The sequence below is a fragment of the Enterobacter cloacae complex sp. R_G8 genome (assembly GCF_024599795.1).
GTDB lineage: Bacteria > Pseudomonadota > Gammaproteobacteria > Enterobacterales > Enterobacteriaceae > Enterobacter > Enterobacter dissolvens.
Genome location: NZ_CP102246.1, coordinates 995824 through 1011777 on the forward strand (window position 1 = coordinate 995824; position 15954 = coordinate 1011777).

The window sequence follows — 15954 nt, forward strand, 5'->3', positions numbered from 1 at the left end:
TCCACAAAAGCATCCATGGAGTACATGTTTGCCAGCACTCTACACGATACGCGCAAACCCTGCTGCTAAATCGGCAATTAAATCGTCCGCGTTTTCTAAACCAATATGCAGTCGAATCAGGGTGCCGCTGAAGTCCACATCACCGCCGGGGCGCAGGGCCGCAATCTGCTCCGGCTGGTTAGGCAGGATCAGGGATTCAAACCCGCCCCAGGAGTAGGCCATGCTGAAGAGGGTAAAATTATCCAGATAACTTGCCAGCTCATCATTACTCAGCCGTTTTTTTAGAATGAATGAGAACAAACCGCTGCTACCCTTAAAGTCTCGTTGCCAGAATTCATGTCCTTTACTGCCCGGCAGTGCCGGATGGTTGACGCGCTCAACCTGCGGGTGCTGTGCCAGCCACTCGGCTATCTTCAGGCTGCTTTCATGATGCTGACGCAGGCGCACGCCCAGGGTACGGATGCCGCGGCTGGTCATGTAGGCGGTATCGGCATCGACCATCTGGCCCATCAGGTAGGCATTTTCCCGTAGCTGATCCCAGCAGCGGGCGTTAGAAACGGCCGTGCCGATCATCCCGTCAGAGTGGCCAATCAGATACTTGGTCGCCGCCTGAATGGAGATATCAATATCGAATTCCAGCGCTTTAAACAGCACGCCCGCCGCCCAGGTGTTGTCGATCATGATAATCGCCTCCGGCGCTTTGCTGCGCACGGCCTTCACAATGGCCGGCACGTCGTGCACTTCCATGGTGATTGAACCTGGCGATTCCAGGAACACGATGCGCGTGTTGGGCTGAATAAGCTCTGCGATGCCCTCGCCAATCAGCGGGTCGAACCAGTCGGTGGTCACGCCGAGGCGGGTGAGGATCTTGGTGCAGAAATCCTGGCTGGGCTCGTAGGCGGTGTTGGTCATCAGAATATGGTCGCCCTGTTCCACGAACGCCAGAATGGTGTTGGCGACCGCCGCCGCGCCGCACGGAAATAGCGCGCATCCTGCGCCGCCTTCCAGCTCGCACATGGCTTCCTGCAGTGAGAAATGGGTTAGCGTGCCACGACGGCCGTAAAACAACCCTCCTTTGGCGCGGTTGCGCGTGGCGTTTTTTTTGTCCTCGACGGTATCAAACACCAGCGAGGAGGCTCGTTGAATCACGCTGTTCACCGCTCCCTGCGTATATTTTTTGCTGCGTCCGGCCTGTACCAGCGTGGTATCAAGATGCTTCTTAGTCATGTTCGCTAACCCTGTTTTTTATACGTCTGGACGTCCAGACTACCACGATTGTAAAAATCTGCACCCGGATGCTTATCGAATAAGCAGAAAATATTAGCAAAAAAGCGCATAAGAAATTTTTACTGCGTAAGCGCAAGGAATGTGAGCGAAAATTGCGGCACTATGTAAATAGTAATGAGAACGACTATCAATTCGACGATGTTTTGATATTATTACGTTCAGATTTTGTGATTTGCGTCCTGGAGATACAGAGTGGGTAATAATTTGATGCAGACGGATCTCTCCGTTTGGGGCATGTATCATCATGCTGACATCGTGGTTAAGATTGTGATGATCGGCCTGATTCTGGCGTCCGTGATCACGTGGGCTATCTTCTTTGGCAAGAGCGCCGAGCTGATTTCACAGAAGCGCCGCCTCAAGCGGGAGCAGCAGCAGCTGGCCGAAGCCCGCTCTCTGGATCAGGCGGCTGATATGACTTCATCCTTCCACGCGAAAAGCCTGACCACCCTGTTAGTTAACGAAGCGCAAAACGAGCTGGAACTCTCCGCGGGCAGTGAAGATAACGAAGGCATTAAAGAACGTACCGGCTTCCGTCTGGAGCGCCGTGTCGCCGCCGTGGGCCGTCATATGGGCCGGGGCAATGGTTATCTGGCGACCATCGGGGCGATCTCGCCGTTCGTCGGTCTGTTCGGTACGGTCTGGGGCATCATGAACAGCTTTATCGGGATTGCACAAACCCAAACGACGAACCTGGCGGTGGTTGCTCCGGGTATCGCCGAAGCGCTGCTGGCGACGGCTATCGGTCTGGTTGCGGCGATCCCGGCGGTGGTTATCTATAATATCTTCGCGCGAATGATTGGCAGCTATAAAGCCACGCTCGGTGACGTCGCCGCACAGGTTCTGCTGCTGCAAAGCCGCGATCTTGATCTGAATGCCAGCGCCGTTAAACCGGTGCACGCGGCGTCTAAACTGCGCGTAGGTTAATGAATTATGGCAATGCGTCTTAATGAAAATCTGGACGACAACGGCGAAATGCATGAAATCAACGTAACGCCGTTTATCGACGTTATGCTGGTTCTGCTGATTATCTTCATGGTGGCTGCGCCGCTGGCGACGGTCGACGTGAAGGTAAACCTGCCGGCCTCGTCCAGCCAGCCGCAGCCGCGCCCGGAAAAACCTATCTATCTGTCAGTGAAAGCGGATAAATCGATGTTCCTCGGGAACGACCCGGTAACGGCGGATTCTGTCATCCCCGCGCTGGATCAACTCACTGGCGGTAAGAAAGACAAGACGGTCTTCTTCCGTGCGGATAAAACCGTTGATTACGAGACCATGATGAAAGTCATGGATACGCTGCATCAGGCGGGATATCTGAAGATAGGGCTGGTCGGCGAAGAGAAAGCGGCCGCGAAATGACGAAGAAGCTGGCGAAAGCCGGCTTTTTTTATGCCTGTCGGGTTATTCGTGTTTGTTCGTCGTCGGTGCGGTAGCGGGGGTTGCCAGTGCGTCTTCATCGAGCGCGACACAGGTGACGTTTGACGTGCGGTACTCGCCGTCAGAGAGTTTGCGCGTCAGGCGCAGGGTCGCGGTTTCTCTGGCCAGCAGATACTGATAATTGGCCTCCAGACGCCCCAGAAGCTTCTCTTTCAGTTCGGGTCGCTGTTCGATGATGGCATTCATCACGGCGCCGTAAATCTCTTCCTTGACCTGTAAGGGATAAATCTCGCGGCGGTTCTGCCACTTCAGGCGCACCAGCGTCGCCGGAATGGAAACCAGATCCTGGGTAATACGCGTCATCTCGGCGTTTTTGGTGTTACGCAAAGCCTCGAGATTTTGCTTTAAGATAAATTCGTCACTTTTTTTGTCATCTAAAGTCAAATAGACATCGTTATCTTTAACGTCTTTCACATTAATCTTCCCCCAGGTTATAAAAAATAGGGTTGTTTTTTTCTCGCGTAATTAGATTAAGCCAAATTTCATTGCCCGCTTCATTTATTTCTTTGGTCTTTTCGGCCATTATTTGACTTAGTTTCTGGGCATCTATTTCGCCTTCTGCCTGCAGGTCATTCAACAGGTGGACAAAGGCTTCAATTTTGATGGCGCGAAATAAGCGATCCTTTATATGACGATCGTGCTCTTCCAGCAACATATTACGGGATTTGCCGCTACGGGAAACACCAATTAATATGTCAGGCTCAAAATCAGCGAGCTTTCTTTTTCCCTGAGTGAAATTAGCCTCTTTTTCTGCTTCCGTCGGTTGCTGTTCCACAGGCGTGATGTGGTACTTAGCCGGGACGAGATAGTCGGGCAACATTTTTTAATTTCCTTTAATTTCAACAAGGTGGGGAAGATAAAGGCGTGAGATTCGTTGACAATATCATGAGGCAATTTTAAAATCAAAAAAAATGGAGCCAACCCATGAACAGCATCTTTTTTACGGTCATTACATTACTATTACTGACCGCTGGTGTTCTTTTATTGATGCAAGAGTTCAATAAAACGAAAGAGTCGAAAGACACCAGTGAATCCCCACAGCCTGAACTGATGACTAAAGAGGAAGGTGAAGACCATTTCTCTGTTTTGATGAACTCGGTGACGCCGGTTTGGTACTGGCGGGTGAACCATGAATATATCGACTTTTTGCACGCGACAATTAAGCGGATGAAAATGTCGGAAATTAATGACACGCCGGGCCTGTTTGAAGCGCAGCGCCGCTGCAGTGACCTGAATTCAGCGGTCTATAAATATTATGACAATATCAAAAAGCGCTGTCTGAATGGTGAGAAGGTCTCGTATTCCGACCTGGACGTATTAAACCTGCGTCAGTGCTTTCGCGAGTTCAGCCTGGAAGCCTACCCGGAGCTGGTGGTGCTGGTCTGGCCGGAGTATGCGCGCCCTGAGGTGGATCCCAACAACGTCTAATGGTTAGTTGTTGCAAACAGTCAGCGCCGTTGCGATATACTGAGTGCTGGTTTCGTTTGCAGACAGGACTTTATGGAACGCTTCTTTGAAAACGCTATGTACGCCTCGCGCTGGATACTGGCTCCCGTCTATTTTGGCCTTTCGCTGGCGCTGATCGCGCTCACGATTAAGTTCTTCCAGGAAATCTTGCATGTTCTGCCGAACATCTTTTCCATTGCCGAAGCAGATTTGATTCTGGTTCTGCTGTCACTGGTGGATATGACGCTGGTGGGGGGCTTACTGGTGATGGTGATGTTCTCTGGCTATGAGAATTTTGTCTCCCAGCTTGATATCGACGCGCGGAAAGAAAAGCTGAGCTGGCTGGGCAAAATGGATGCCACGTCGCTGAAGAATAAAGTGGCCGCCTCGATTGTGGCGATCTCATCCATCCACCTGTTACGCGTGTTCATGGACGCAAAGAATGTCCCGGACAACAAACTGATGTGGTATGTCATTATTCATCTGACGTTTGTGCTTTCGGCGTTTGTGATGGGGTATCTGGATAAGATCAGCAAGAAGTAATTTCCTTCTTAACCACCCTCTCCCTGTGGGAGAGGGCTGGGGTGAGGGCAGCTGACCGCACTATTTATCCGACGACGCCTGCCACAAATTCAACTCTCCATCCGTAACATGCTGATCAATGCGTATCAGCTCATCGTCCGTAAAGCGCAGGTTTTTCAGGGCCAGAACGTTCTCTTCCAGCTGTTCCGGGCGGCTCGCGCCAATCAGCACGGACGTTACGCGCTCATCTTTCAGCAGCCAGCTCAGCGCCATCTGCGCCATTGTCTGTCCACGTGCCTGCGCCATCTCATTGAGCAAGCGCAGACTGTTCAGATTGGCGTCGGTCAGCATCTTCTGCGTCAGTCCGCGCACCTTGTTCCCCTCGCGCTGCATCCGTGAACCTTCAGGAATACCGTTGAGGTATTTTCCGGTCAGCAAACCCTGCGCCAGCGGGGTAAACGCAATACAGCCGGTACCGTTTTGCTTTAGCGTCTCCAGCAGGCCGGTTTTATCCACCCAGCGGTTAAGCAGGTTGTACGACGGCTGATGGATGAGCAGTGGTATTTTCCATTCGCGAAGCAGGTCAGCCATTTTCTGCGTGCGCGCCGTTGAATAGGACGAAATTCCGACATACAGCGCTTTACCGCTCTGTACCGCATGGGCCAGCGCGGCAGCGGTCTCTTCCATCGGCGTGTTCTCGTCCACGCGATGGGAATAGAAAATATCCACATATTCCAGACCCATACGCTTCAGGCTCTGGTCGAGGCTGGCGAGCAGATATTTGCGCGAGCCGCCCGAGCCATACGGCCCCGGCCACATGTCGTAACCCGCTTTGGTGGAGATAATCAGCTCGTCGCGATAAGCGGCAAAATCCTCCTGCAGCAGGCGACCAAAGTTCTCTTCCGCGCTACCCGCAGGCGGGCCGTAGTTATTGGCAAGATCGAAATGGGTAATGCCGAGGTCGAAGGCTTTACGCAGCAGCGCACGCTGGGTATCGAGCGGCTGAACGTGGCCGAAGCTGTGCCACAGACCGAGCGACAGCGCAGGCAGGCGCAGGCCGCTTTTTCCGCAGTAACGGTACTGCATATTTTCATAGCGGCCGGGGTTAGGGTGCCAGGACATGATGTCTCCTTTCTTATCGATGAATTTTCGAAACAACGTTTTCATTCTCTGATTATCAAATCACAAATCCTGTTGTTAAGCGATGTCGCGCCTGAAACGAGGGTTAAGCGTTAACCAGTGCTGTGGTACCTGTGAAGCCACGCTAATCAAAAATAATCACAAAAGGTTATAATTTCCCCATTTCCTGCCGATAACGAGAGAAGCACTCGCCTCTGGGCGAATTCACCCTCACGGCAAGGAAGATTTATGAATATGCTCCGTAATTTCACGATACGTTTCGTCATGCTGACGATCCTGGGGATCTTTTGTTTAATGTGGGCAGGCGTCGGGTTGTACAGCACCTGGTCCCTGTCCCGTGTTTCTGATGGCAATGAAGTCGATCGCCAGCTGGTCAAACAGATGACCATTCTTAGCCAGGGCAACGATCAGTATTTTCGCTTTGTTACCCGTTTGAGCCGCGCGATGGAAGCCAAAGCCGCCGGCGGTACGCCGGATCTGGCCTCCGCGCAACAGGCGCTGGATAACATGGGCAAGAAACTGGCTGAGATGAAAGCAATCTCTCCCGGCCCGATGGATGAGCAGGTCTCTTCCCGGGTGATCAGCAGCTGGCAGGCGTTGCTGGAACAGGGCGTCACGCCACAAATGCAGCAGGCGAAGCTGGGCGCGCTGGACGGCTATCGCCAGCAGGCCAACAACGTCACGCCGCCGCTGAGCCGCGCGTTCGGGTCGGCGGCTGAGGCGTTCAATAACGCCGCCGCGAAAACGCTCGACAGCACTCGCGTGGTGGTGGACGGTCTGACCAGCATGACCCGCACGGTGATTATTGCCGCCACGATTGTCGGCCTGCTGATCCTGCTCTTCACCGACCGTTACCTGGTGGCGATGCTGGTGAAACCGCTGGACAGAATACGTCAGCAGTTCCGCCAGATTGCACAGGGCGATCTCAGCCAGCCCATTGAACCGTTTGGCCGCAACTGTGTGGGACAGCTGGTTCCCTTGCTGAGCGCTATGCAGGACAGCCTGCGTGAAGCGGTCAGCACGATCCGCGCGGGCAGTGAAAATATCTGGCGCGGGGCGACGGAGATCTCCAGCGGTAACAACGATCTCTCCTCCCGTACCGAAGAGCAGGCTGCCGCGCTGGAAGAGACGGCGGCCAGCATGGAGCAACTCACTGCCACGGTGAAGCTGAACGCCGAAAGCGCACGTCAGGCAAGCCAGCTGGCCGATGTGGCATCGACCACGGCCAGCCGCGGTGGCTCGCTGGTGGAGGAGGTGGTGACCACCATGAGCGGTATTTCCGACAGCTCGAAGAAAATTGCTGAAATCACCACCGTGATTAACAGTATCGCCTTCCAGACCAATATCCTGGCGCTCAACGCAGCAGTGGAAGCGGCGCGTGCGGGTGAGCAAGGCCGTGGTTTTGCCGTGGTGGCAGGTGAGGTGCGTAATCTGGCCAGCCGCAGCGCCAACGCGGCGAAAGAGATTGAAGGGCTGATTGCCGATTCCGTTGCTCGCGTCGAGCAGGGGGCTCAACTGGTGAACGACACGGGAACCACGATGGAAGCGATTCTGCGCGATGTGACGGAAGTGACCACCATCATGAAGCAGATTGCGTCAGCCTCTGAGGAACAAAGCAAGGGCATTTCTCAGGTCGGGGTTGCCATTACGCAGATGGACGGTGTGACCCAGCAAAACGCCTCGCTGGTGGAGCAGGTCTCCGCCGCGGCTGCGGCGCTTGAGCGTCAGACTGAAGAGCTTCAGCGTTCGGTGCAGAAATTCCGCCTCACGGCATAACGCGCAAAGGCCGCCTCGTGCGGCCTTTCACGGGATTGCACTCAGGAAGGTGGCAGCACGCTAAGGGCCTGATTAACCGCCGCCTGCAATCGCGATGGCGGAACGCCATCCCGGGCCTGTACCGACAAACCGTGTAAGAAGATGGCAAAAAAGTCTCCCAGGCTGTCTGCATCGGTGGTGTCCGGCAGTTCACCGTTATGCACGGCCTGACGCAGATGGTCGATGATCTGCTGTGTGCGCTGCAGGCGATGCTGTGCCAGCCAGGTTTTGATCGTCTCATTTTCCGCACTGACGCTGGCTGCGGAGGCGACCACCATGCATCCTTGCGGTAAATCCGGATGACAGTACAGGTGTACGGCATCCATCAGCAGCGTCTGGATTGTCTCCCGCACGTTGCTCCCGGTGGCTAAGGCCCGGTCCGCAAAGCCGCCTTCCTGTTTTTCATAATCGGCAATGGCTTCCCGAAAGAGCTGCTCTTTTGAACCGAACGCCTTATAAATACGCGCCGATGCAATGCCCAGCTCTGCCACCAGATCCGACATTGAGGTGCCTTCATAACCCTGTCGCCAGAACAGGTTGCGCGCTTTGATAAGCGCCTGGTCACGATCGAACTGGCGCGGTCTGCCTGCCATTTTGTTGCTCCGGTTGCTCCTGAATTCAGTGAAACAGGATCGCTTAAATCCTCTGGATTACCAACGAATTTATAATTTTCGCTTGCGGTTATCCGGCTTTACTCCTATTGTTTGTCAATCGACAAACAATAGGAGTATACGATGAAAACCCTCAAAGGTCCCTCTCTCCATCTTGCTCAGTTCAGTGATGATGCGGCCCCATTCAATAGTTTGCCTGCGATAGCCCGGTGGGCGGCGGAAACGGGGTTTAGCGCACTGCAAATCCCGGCATGGGATCGCCGTCTGTTTGACGTGGCGACGGCGGCAGAAAGCCAGACCTACTGCGACGATCTGACCGGCATGCTGGCGGAACATGGCCTGGTGGTGAGTGAACTGACCAGCCATATCTTCGGCCAGCTGATGGCGGTACATCCCGCTTACGACAGCTTATGCGACAGCTTTGCGCCACCGGAAGTACACGGCAATTCGCACGCCCGCGGCGAATGGGCGCGGCAACAGCTGCTGATGGCGGTCAAGGCTTCCGCCCGGCTGGGCCTCAGCGATCTGGGTACCTTCTCTGGCTCGCTGGCGTGGCCCTACCTGTTCCCGTTCCCGCAGCGTCCGGAAGGGTTAATTGAAACTGCCTTTGACGAACTGGCCAGACGCTGGATGCCGGTGCTCAACGCCTGTGATGAGCACGGGATTAATCTCTGCTATGAGATCCACCCCAGTGAAGATCTGCACGATGGCGTGTCGTTTGAAATGTTTTATCAGCGGGTAAACGAGCATCCCCGCTGCCGGGTGCTTTTTGACCCCAGCCACATGGTGCTCCAGCAGCTTAACTACCTGGAGTTTATTGATATCTATAAGGACGTGATCACCATGTTCCACGTGAAAGACGCTGAATTTAATCCGACCGGTCGTCAGGGGATTTATGGTGGCTACCAGTCATGGATTGACCGGGCAGGACGCTTTCGCTCACTGGGTGACGGGCAGGTGGATTTCAACGCTATCTTTTCGAAACTGACCCAATACGATTATGCCGGCTGGGCAACGCTTGAATGGGAGTGCTGCCTGAAAAACCCGCAGGATGGTGCCCGAGAAGGGGCTGCATTCATCCGCGACCACATTATCCACATCACCGATAAAGTCTTCGATGATTTCGCCGGTGCGCCGGTTAACCATCAGCAAATCAACGCCTTACTCGGCATTCGCTAAGCCGCGACATTACAGGGAGTCCCAATGGAACAACAATTCAGTGAGATCCTGCCTGCGGATCTCAGGGCAGAACACGTCTATACGAAAGTAAACGGCCAGCGCATCCACTGCGTCGTGGCGGGGAAAGGTCAACCGGTATTACTGATACCCGGCTGGCCGCAGACCTGGTATACCTGGCGCTATGTCATGCGCGCGCTGGCAGCGGCGGGTTTTAAGGCGATAGCGGTTGATCCTCCGGGCATGGGTGAATCAGACAAACCCCGCGACGGCTATGACACCGGACGTGTCGGTGCCACGCTGCATACGATGATGGCACAACTGGGGCATTCGCATTACCGCATTGTGGGCCACGATATCGGTATGTGGGTTGGCTATGCCATGGCGAGCGATTTTCCTCAGGCGATAGAACGGCTTGTGCTGACAGAAGCGGTTATCCCAGGACTGGCACCGCCACCACCGATTTTTGTCGCACCGGAAGAGAACATCTTTCTCTGGCACTTCATGTTTAATCAGCTGGCGGATTTACCTGAAACCCTGACCAGCGGACGTGAATCACAGTATCTCAGCTATATTTTCGACCGCTGGTCGCATCGTCGTGAACGGGTCGCTGCAGAGGTGTATATCACCGCCTATTCGACTCCCGGCGGATTGCGTGCCGGCTTCGACTATTATCGCGCTATCCCGGAAACTATCCGGCAGAACCAGCGCCGTGCGCAAACGCCTTTAACCATGCCGGTGTTAACGGTGGGGGCTGAACACGCCACGCGTGATGCACCGTTGATAACTCTGGAGGGCAATGCCCTCGATCTGCGTGGCGAGACGGTGGCCGACTGCGGGCATTTTATTACCGAAGAGTGTCATGAGGCGTTTATTGAGCTGATCGTGCCGTTTCTGGCTGAGGGCACTCACTATGCCGCTTGATCCGCATATTGCTGATTTTCTGGCTGCGTCATCGGGCGCGCCGCAACCTGCCTCGTTAGCCGAAATGCGAGCCGCGACTGAAGCGGATTTGCTGCGGCTGCAGGGAGAAGCTGAATTACGCGATGACATGCAGGATTACGTAGTCATCGCCGATGATGGTTACGCCATTGCCCTTCGTGTTTATACCCCCGCCGCCTCAAACACGGAAATGGCGCAGCCTGCGATGCTGTTTGCTCACGGCGGTGGCTGGTGTCTGGGCTCGCTGACGCTGTACGATCGGCCCTGTCAGGCACTGGCTAATGCCACCGGTCGGAAAATACTCTCGGTGGATTACCGGCTGGCACCAGAGTATCCCTTCCCGCGACCATTAGAAGATATTTATCAGGCGCTCTGCTGGGTCAGCGATCATGCCGCGCTTTTAGACATTGATGCCAGTCGTCTGGCGGTGGGGGGCGATAGCGCAGGCGGGAACCTTGCTGCAGCGGCAACTCTGCTGGCCCGGGATCGCAGCGGACCTCACATTGAGCATCAGTTGCTGCTGTACCCGGCGTTAAGCCGCGGAATGTCGAGCGAAAGCTACCGTGAATTTGCTGAAGGGTATTATTTAACGCGTGATGCGATGGTGTTTTGCTGGGAAAACTATCTGGGAGAACGTCGACATCCGTATGCCGAGCCGCTGCATATGGTCTCGCTGAGAGGGTTACCGCCAGCAACCATCCTGAGTTGTGAATATGATCCCCTGCGCGATGAGGCGGAGCAATATGCGTTGCGGCTTGAGGAGGCGGGGGTGCCTGTACGCTGTGAACGGTTAGCGGGCATGGTGCACGCCTGTATTCATATGTCAGGGTTAACGCCCGCGGCACGTCGGGTGTTTGAACGGGCTTGTATATAGTTCAGAGTAGGGCTCCGTTTTCCAAACGGAGCCCTACTCATTTCAGTATCTTTTCCTCCGAAATTTTCCTTCGGCACATCCGGGATCGTGCTTTGGGGCAATTCAGTTTCCAAATTTTTCCTTTAAAGCAGGGTTGCCTATCTCCGGGAGCGCGATAAGCTTTGACGGGTGTTTTTCAGTCAGGATGAGAGAAATGGATATAATTCTCCCGGGGAACAAGAGCCAGACACGAGTCTGGGCAGAAACTATGATTAATCTGGAGGCCCGCAAACTTGTCAATACAGCCAACGTTGTTGGCGCCAGACATCTGGGCGACGGGTTAACGCGCCTCAAATTCATTGATGAAATTAAATCTGTCATTAATGGCGAGTTTGAACGAGCCCGGCGGGCAAGGTCCGACGAGGAGTGCATGGCTTGCCTGCGTAACTTGCAGACTGAAAACAGCAGTCTGCTTGAGCAGAGCCGTCAGCTCCAGACCGGTTACGCGAAACTGTATGCACAGATCAAATACGTCAGGGATGAAAACCGGATGGTCGGTTATGTGATCTCCGGCGTTAAAGTGGTGCTGGCAGGTATGCAGGGCGTGTTTGGCTTCGTGCTGACCTCCTCAATGACCCCCGTAGGCGTTCTTGCCGGTGCTATTCTGATTATCGACGCGACTAATACTATTACCCGTGAAGTTGGTCGTCAGTTCCTGAATGAGCCTGACACGCAGGGCATGTTTGGTGATAGCGCGATGAACATCGCTGAATTCATGGGATTTGAACAATCAACAGGGTTGGGGATTTATAATGGGATAGCGCTAGCAGGCAATATATATAGTATCTATGGATTGATGGCCAGACCCGGAACATGGCGTCTGTTTAACTATATCAGTACCGATTTTTACCGGAAAATCGACACCATGTCCCGGGGTAAACTGACAATGAAAATTGTAGGCTGGGGGGTAAAAGCTAAGGTTGTGTTCGATCTGATCACTTCGGATGATGCGGGGAAATGAGCGTTTTCCTGCGGTAAAGCCATGATTTATAGGCCAACTTCAAAGGCATGGTGACTGTAAACAGTGTGCCAAGAAGCACAACGGCCACACCAAAGGAAATGGCATGCATCCTCGAGCCAACCAACAGTGTGGTCACGAAAATCAACACCATTACTGAAAGAACCCAAATAAGGGCCTTAAAACGGTTTGCCAGATCATTCAGCAGGGTATCCATCTCCGTACCCGTTTTAGCTGAACTGTCCTGCAATCGGACAATTTCATCTTCTCTGAAACCGTGATTCATCAGATCATTTTTATGGTTCATGCTTACCTCCTTTTCCCTGCGGGAAGTTTAACACGCCCTGCGGCAATAACCAGTTAAGCCCGATCGGCAACCTGGAAGGAGGCCCGCCAGAAAATCTGGAAACATCATCATACCAGTTCGAAAAGCAGAACTACGGCATTTATCAGTGCGTCGCTTCACCAATCGCCGCGCCGGCTACCGCACCGGCGGCGGTTTTGTCCATCGCCATGCCTGAGGTAGAAAAAAGGAGGATGCTGATCACCAGCGCTGTATTGATTGATTTCATAACAAATCCTTTGTGACTGCTGTCGGTTGAAACGTCGCTTCTCGCCGTCTGGCTGGAGAAAAACGTCCGCATAGAGCCAGTAATACCGGCCCATCCCTTAAGCTAATCATGCCCTGGGCAAGGATTTGCCTGGCCGGGCGGTTACCCGCCCGGCAGTGCATCACGCCTGACGCTTATCTTCGGTTTTGGTCTCGAAGTCGCTCGCCGCGTGGCGTTCGTGGAGTTGCTCGTTAAGCTCACCGTTGGTGCGATTCACAATCCGTCCACGCTTCACGGCAGGGCGGTTCGCTACGTCTTTCGCCCAGCGCTGCACGTTAGTGTATTTCTCTGCATCCAGGAACTCGGCGGCGTTGTAGACGCTGCCCAGCGCCACGCAGCCAAACCACGGCCAGACCGCCATATCGGCGATGGTGTATTCTTCACCCGCCACGTAGCGGCCACGGGCGAGCTGTTTATCCAGCACGTCGAACAGGCGTTTGGCTTCCATCGTGAAGCGGTCAATCGCGTACTCGATCTTCACCGGCGCATAGTTGTAGAAATGGCCGAAACCGCCACCGAGGAATGGGGCCGCGCCCTGCAGCCAGAACAGCCAGTTCAGGGTTTCCGTGCGGCCAGCCGGATCTTTTGGCAGGAAATGCCCGAACTTCTCTGCCAGATAGAGCAGGATGTTGCCGGATTCAAATACGCGTGTTGGCGGGGTGGTGGAGTGGTCACGAAGCGCCGGTATTTTCGAATTCGGGTTCACCTCAACAAAGCCACTGGAGAACTGATCGCCTTCACCGATGCGGATCAGCCACGCGTCGTACTCCGCGCCTGTTACGCCCAGCGCCAGCAGCTCTTCGAGCATGATCGTCACTTTCTGACCGTTCGGCGTGCCCAGGGAGTAAAGCTGCAGCGGGTGCGAACCGACGGGCAGTTCTTTTTCATGCGTGGCACCAGAAACAGGACGGTTGATGTTGGCGAACGCCCCGCCGCCGTTCTTTTTCCATTCCCACACTTTGGGTGGCTGATAGGTATTTTCGTCTGACATGTTGGCCTGCCTTTTTTGTGATGTGTTGAGGCAGTGTAGCAGGAGATGAATAGACCGTTTAACGAACTGAGCGCAAAGGTCAGGGGAGGTGTATGATAACCCCACCTCTGTCAGGTTAATTACAACGTGCAGACGACGACAACCCTTCAAAAAATTGCCGCCTGCCTGTTTTAGGTTGGATACATGCGTAAAGGAAAGTTAAGCAGTGATGCGCCATTCGGGACGTTGTTAGGCTATGCGCCCGGTGGTGTGGCGATTTACTCTTCAAATTACGGCAGTCTGGACCCGCGTAAGTACCCGCAAGACGCGGATTTCCGCAGCTATATCGGCAACGAATACATGGGCCACAAGTGGCAGTGTGTGGAGTTCGCCCGCCGTTTTCTGTTCCTCAACTATGGCTTCGTGTTTACCGACGTCGGGATGGCGTGGGAGATCTTCTCCCTGCGCTTTTTGCGCCAGGTGGTGAACGATAATATTCTGCCGTTACAGGCTTTTGCCAACGGCTCGAAACGCGCGCCGCAGGCCGGGGCGCTCCTCATCTGGCAAAAGGGCGGCGAGTTCCATGAAACCGGCCATGTCGCGGTAATCACCCAGCTTTTGGAGGGCAAGGTCCGCATTGCCGAGCAGAATGTAATTCACTCTCCGCTCCCGCTCGGACAGCAGTGGACCCGTGAGCTGCGCATGACCGTTGAGAACGGCTGTTACACGCTTCATGACACCTTCAGCGATACCGAAATCCTTGGCTGGATGATCCAGACGGACGACACGGAGCACAGCATTCCCCAGCCCGAACCTGACGGCGAACTGCTGAAAATCAGCGGTGCGCGGTTGAAGAATAAACGTCAATACGACGGAAAATGGCTCAACGAAAATGACGCCCTGCAGCAGGCCTACATCCGCGCCAACGGCCACATTATTAATCACGATCCCTGCCACTATTTCACGATTACCGAAAGCGCCGAACAGGAGTTGATTAAAGCGACCAATGAACTGCATCTGATGTATCTGCACGCCACCGACAAAGTGCTGAAAGATGACAACTTACTGGCGCTTTTCGACATTCCCAAAATCCTCTGGCCGCGCCTGCGTCTCTCCTGGCAGTGGCGTCGGCACCATATGATCACCGGTCGTATGGATTTCTGTATGGATGAGCGCGGCATTAAGGTTTACGAGTACAATGCTGATTCCGCCTCCTGCCACACCGAGGGCGGCTTAATTCTGGAAGAGTGGGTTAAACACGGCTATCGCGGCAATGGGCACAACCCGGCAGAAGGTTTGCTGGAGGAACTGACCGGGGCGTGGAAACACAGCCATGCGCGTCCGTTCGTGCACATCATGCAGGACAACGATGTTGAAGAGGATTATCACGCGCTCTTCATTCAGCGCTCGCTGCTGCAGGCCGGGTTTGACACCAAAATTCTGCACGGTCTCGGCGCGCTGAGCTGGGATGCCGCCGGGCAGTTGATCGACGACGAAGGTCGCCACGTCAACTGCGTGTGGAAAACCTGGGCGTGGGAAACGGCAATCGAGCAGATCCGGGAGGTCAGCGAAACCGAATACGCTGCCGTGCCGATCCGCACCGGTCACCCGGCAGGCGAAGTACGGCTGATTGACGTGCTGCTGCGCCCGGAAGTGCTGGTCTTCGAACCGCTGTGGACGGTGATCCCAGGCAATAAGGCGATTCTGCCGGTGCTGTGGCAGCTGTTCCCGAACCACCGCTACCTGCTTGATACCGATTTTGAGGTTAACGACCTGCTGAAGCAGACCGGTTATGCCGTCAAACCGATCGCCGGACGTTGCGGCAGTAATATCGATCTGATCAGCGCCCAGGATGAACTGCTGGATAAATCCAGCGGCAAGTTTGTCGATCGCAAGAATATCTACCAGCAGCTGTGGTGTTTGCCGAAGGTGGATGGCAAATATATCCAGGTCTGTACCTTTACCGTGGGCGGGAATTACGGCGGCACCTGTCTGCGTGGGGATCAAACGCTGGTGGTGAAAAAAGAGAGCGATATTGAACCGCTGATTGTGGTCAAGGATAAGTAACCAGGCAGTAACCGAGCCTTCGCAAGGATCGCTTGCGGAGGCTTTTCTTTGTCTTTCTCCAC

At 54.4% G+C, this 15954-nt stretch carries 17 protein-coding genes and 1 pseudogene; 10 read left to right on the top strand and 8 right to left on the bottom strand.

Going from position 1 to position 15954, the window contains the following annotated elements; genetic code table 11:
• Nucleotides 1–39 precede the first annotated feature (39 nt).
• Entirely contained in the window at nt 40–1227 is a 1188-nt protein-coding gene (metC, locus tag NQ842_RS04750) for a cystathionine beta-lyase (protein ID WP_257256564.1), read from the bottom strand.
• A 252-nt stretch (nt 1228–1479) separates the two neighbouring features.
• On the opposite strand from metC, the gene exbB reads away from it, so the two are divergent.
• Nucleotides 1480–2211: a tol-pal system-associated acyl-CoA thioesterase gene (exbB, locus tag NQ842_RS04755; RefSeq protein ID WP_182381088.1), complete on the top strand. Its 732-nt coding sequence runs from the start codon at nt 1480–1482 to the stop codon at nt 2209–2211.
• A 6-nt stretch (nt 2212–2217) separates the two neighbouring features.
• Complete coding sequence (gene exbD, locus NQ842_RS04760; RefSeq protein WP_257256566.1) at nt 2218–2643, top strand: TonB system transport protein ExbD; 426 nt, start codon at nt 2218–2220, stop codon at nt 2641–2643.
• A gap of 42 nt (nt 2644–2685) precedes the next feature.
• Here the strand turns inward: exbD and NQ842_RS04765 are convergent, their stop codons facing one another.
• Together NQ842_RS04765 and NQ842_RS04770 are read right to left on the bottom strand one after the other, a co-directional pair.
• Nucleotides 2686–3135, bottom strand: a complete 450-nt coding sequence (locus NQ842_RS04765; protein WP_014833266.1) for a hypothetical protein — start codon at nt 3133–3135, stop codon at nt 2686–2688.
• Between the two features lies 1 nt (nt 3136).
• Nucleotides 3137–3541, bottom strand: a complete 405-nt coding sequence (locus NQ842_RS04770; RefSeq protein ID WP_013098709.1) for a hypothetical protein — start codon at nt 3539–3541, stop codon at nt 3137–3139.
• 104 nt (nt 3542–3645) lie between these two features.
• On the opposite strand from NQ842_RS04770, the gene NQ842_RS04775 reads away from it, so the two are divergent.
• Both NQ842_RS04775 and NQ842_RS04780 read left to right on the top strand, forming a co-directional pair.
• Nucleotides 3646–4149: an ESA_00282 family adhesion-associated protein gene (locus NQ842_RS04775; protein WP_014833265.1), complete on the top strand. Its 504-nt coding sequence runs from the start codon at nt 3646–3648 to the stop codon at nt 4147–4149.
• 72 nt (nt 4150–4221) lie between these two features.
• Nucleotides 4222–4710 carry a TIGR00645 family protein gene (locus NQ842_RS04780; protein WP_013098707.1) on the top strand — a complete coding sequence of 163 codons (489 nt, stop codon included), beginning with the start codon at nt 4222–4224 and terminating at the stop codon, nt 4708–4710.
• A 60-nt stretch (nt 4711–4770) separates the two neighbouring features.
• On the opposite strand, the gene NQ842_RS04785 is transcribed toward NQ842_RS04780, so the two are convergent.
• Nucleotides 4771–5811, bottom strand: a complete 1041-nt coding sequence (locus NQ842_RS04785; RefSeq protein ID WP_047361308.1) for an aldo/keto reductase — start codon at nt 5809–5811, stop codon at nt 4771–4773.
• A 246-nt stretch (nt 5812–6057) separates the two neighbouring features.
• Between NQ842_RS04785 and NQ842_RS04790 the strand changes: the two genes are divergently transcribed.
• Nucleotides 6058–7605, top strand: a complete 1548-nt coding sequence (locus NQ842_RS04790) for a methyl-accepting chemotaxis protein (protein ID WP_257256570.1) — start codon at nt 6058–6060, stop codon at nt 7603–7605.
• A 41-nt stretch (nt 7606–7646) separates the two neighbouring features.
• On the opposite strand, the gene NQ842_RS04795 is transcribed toward NQ842_RS04790, so the two are convergent.
• Nucleotides 7647–8237, bottom strand: coding sequence for a TetR/AcrR family transcriptional regulator (locus NQ842_RS04795; protein ID WP_014833262.1), 591 nt, complete (start codon nt 8235–8237; stop codon nt 7647–7649).
• A 141-nt stretch (nt 8238–8378) separates the two neighbouring features.
• Between NQ842_RS04795 and NQ842_RS04800 the strand changes: the two genes are divergently transcribed.
• The 4 genes from NQ842_RS04800 to NQ842_RS04815 all read left to right on the top strand — a co-directional run bounded on the left by NQ842_RS04800 (nt 8379) and on the right by NQ842_RS04815 (nt 12247).
• A complete protein-coding gene (locus NQ842_RS04800) occupies nt 8379–9434 on the top strand; it encodes a sugar phosphate isomerase/epimerase (RefSeq protein ID WP_257256571.1) in 1056 nt (351 codons plus the stop codon).
• Nucleotides 9435–9458: 24 nt separating this feature from the next.
• Nucleotides 9459–10355 carry an alpha/beta fold hydrolase gene (locus NQ842_RS04805; protein ID WP_047361311.1) on the top strand — a complete coding sequence of 299 codons (897 nt, stop codon included), beginning with the start codon at nt 9459–9461 and terminating at the stop codon, nt 10353–10355.
• Nucleotides 10345–11247, top strand: a complete 903-nt coding sequence (locus tag NQ842_RS04810) for an alpha/beta hydrolase (protein WP_257256573.1) — start codon at nt 10345–10347, stop codon at nt 11245–11247. The genes NQ842_RS04805 and NQ842_RS04810 overlap by 11 nt, the downstream gene beginning before the upstream one ends.
• Before the next feature lie 193 nt (nt 11248–11440).
• A complete protein-coding gene (locus NQ842_RS04815; RefSeq protein ID WP_248041686.1) occupies nt 11441–12247 on the top strand; it encodes a DUF4225 domain-containing protein in 807 nt (268 codons plus the stop codon).
• Here NQ842_RS04815 and NQ842_RS04820 read toward each other — a convergent pair.
• The 3 genes and pseudogenes from NQ842_RS04820 to yghU all read right to left on the bottom strand — a co-directional run bounded on the left by NQ842_RS04820 (nt 12222) and on the right by yghU (nt 13846).
• On the bottom strand, nt 12222–12551 hold the full coding sequence (locus tag NQ842_RS04820; protein ID WP_248041685.1) for a hypothetical protein: 330 nt from the start codon (nt 12549–12551) through the stop codon (nt 12222–12224). The two genes, NQ842_RS04815 and NQ842_RS04820, sit on opposite strands and share 26 nt — an antisense overlap.
• A gap of 148 nt (nt 12552–12699) precedes the next feature.
• A pseudogene (locus tag NQ842_RS04825) lies at nt 12700–12816 on the bottom strand (glycine zipper family protein); the annotation flags it as partial.
• Nucleotides 12817–12976: 160 nt separating this feature from the next.
• Nucleotides 12977–13846, bottom strand: coding sequence for a glutathione-dependent disulfide-bond oxidoreductase (gene yghU / locus NQ842_RS04830; protein WP_014833255.1), 870 nt, complete (start codon nt 13844–13846; stop codon nt 12977–12979).
• Nucleotides 13847–14029: 183 nt separating this feature from the next.
• Between yghU and gss the strand changes: the two genes are divergently transcribed.
• Nucleotides 14030–15892 carry a bifunctional glutathionylspermidine amidase/synthase gene (gss, locus tag NQ842_RS04835; RefSeq protein ID WP_257256574.1) on the top strand — a complete coding sequence of 621 codons (1863 nt, stop codon included), beginning with the start codon at nt 14030–14032 and terminating at the stop codon, nt 15890–15892.
• Nucleotides 15893–15954 lie beyond the last annotated feature (62 nt).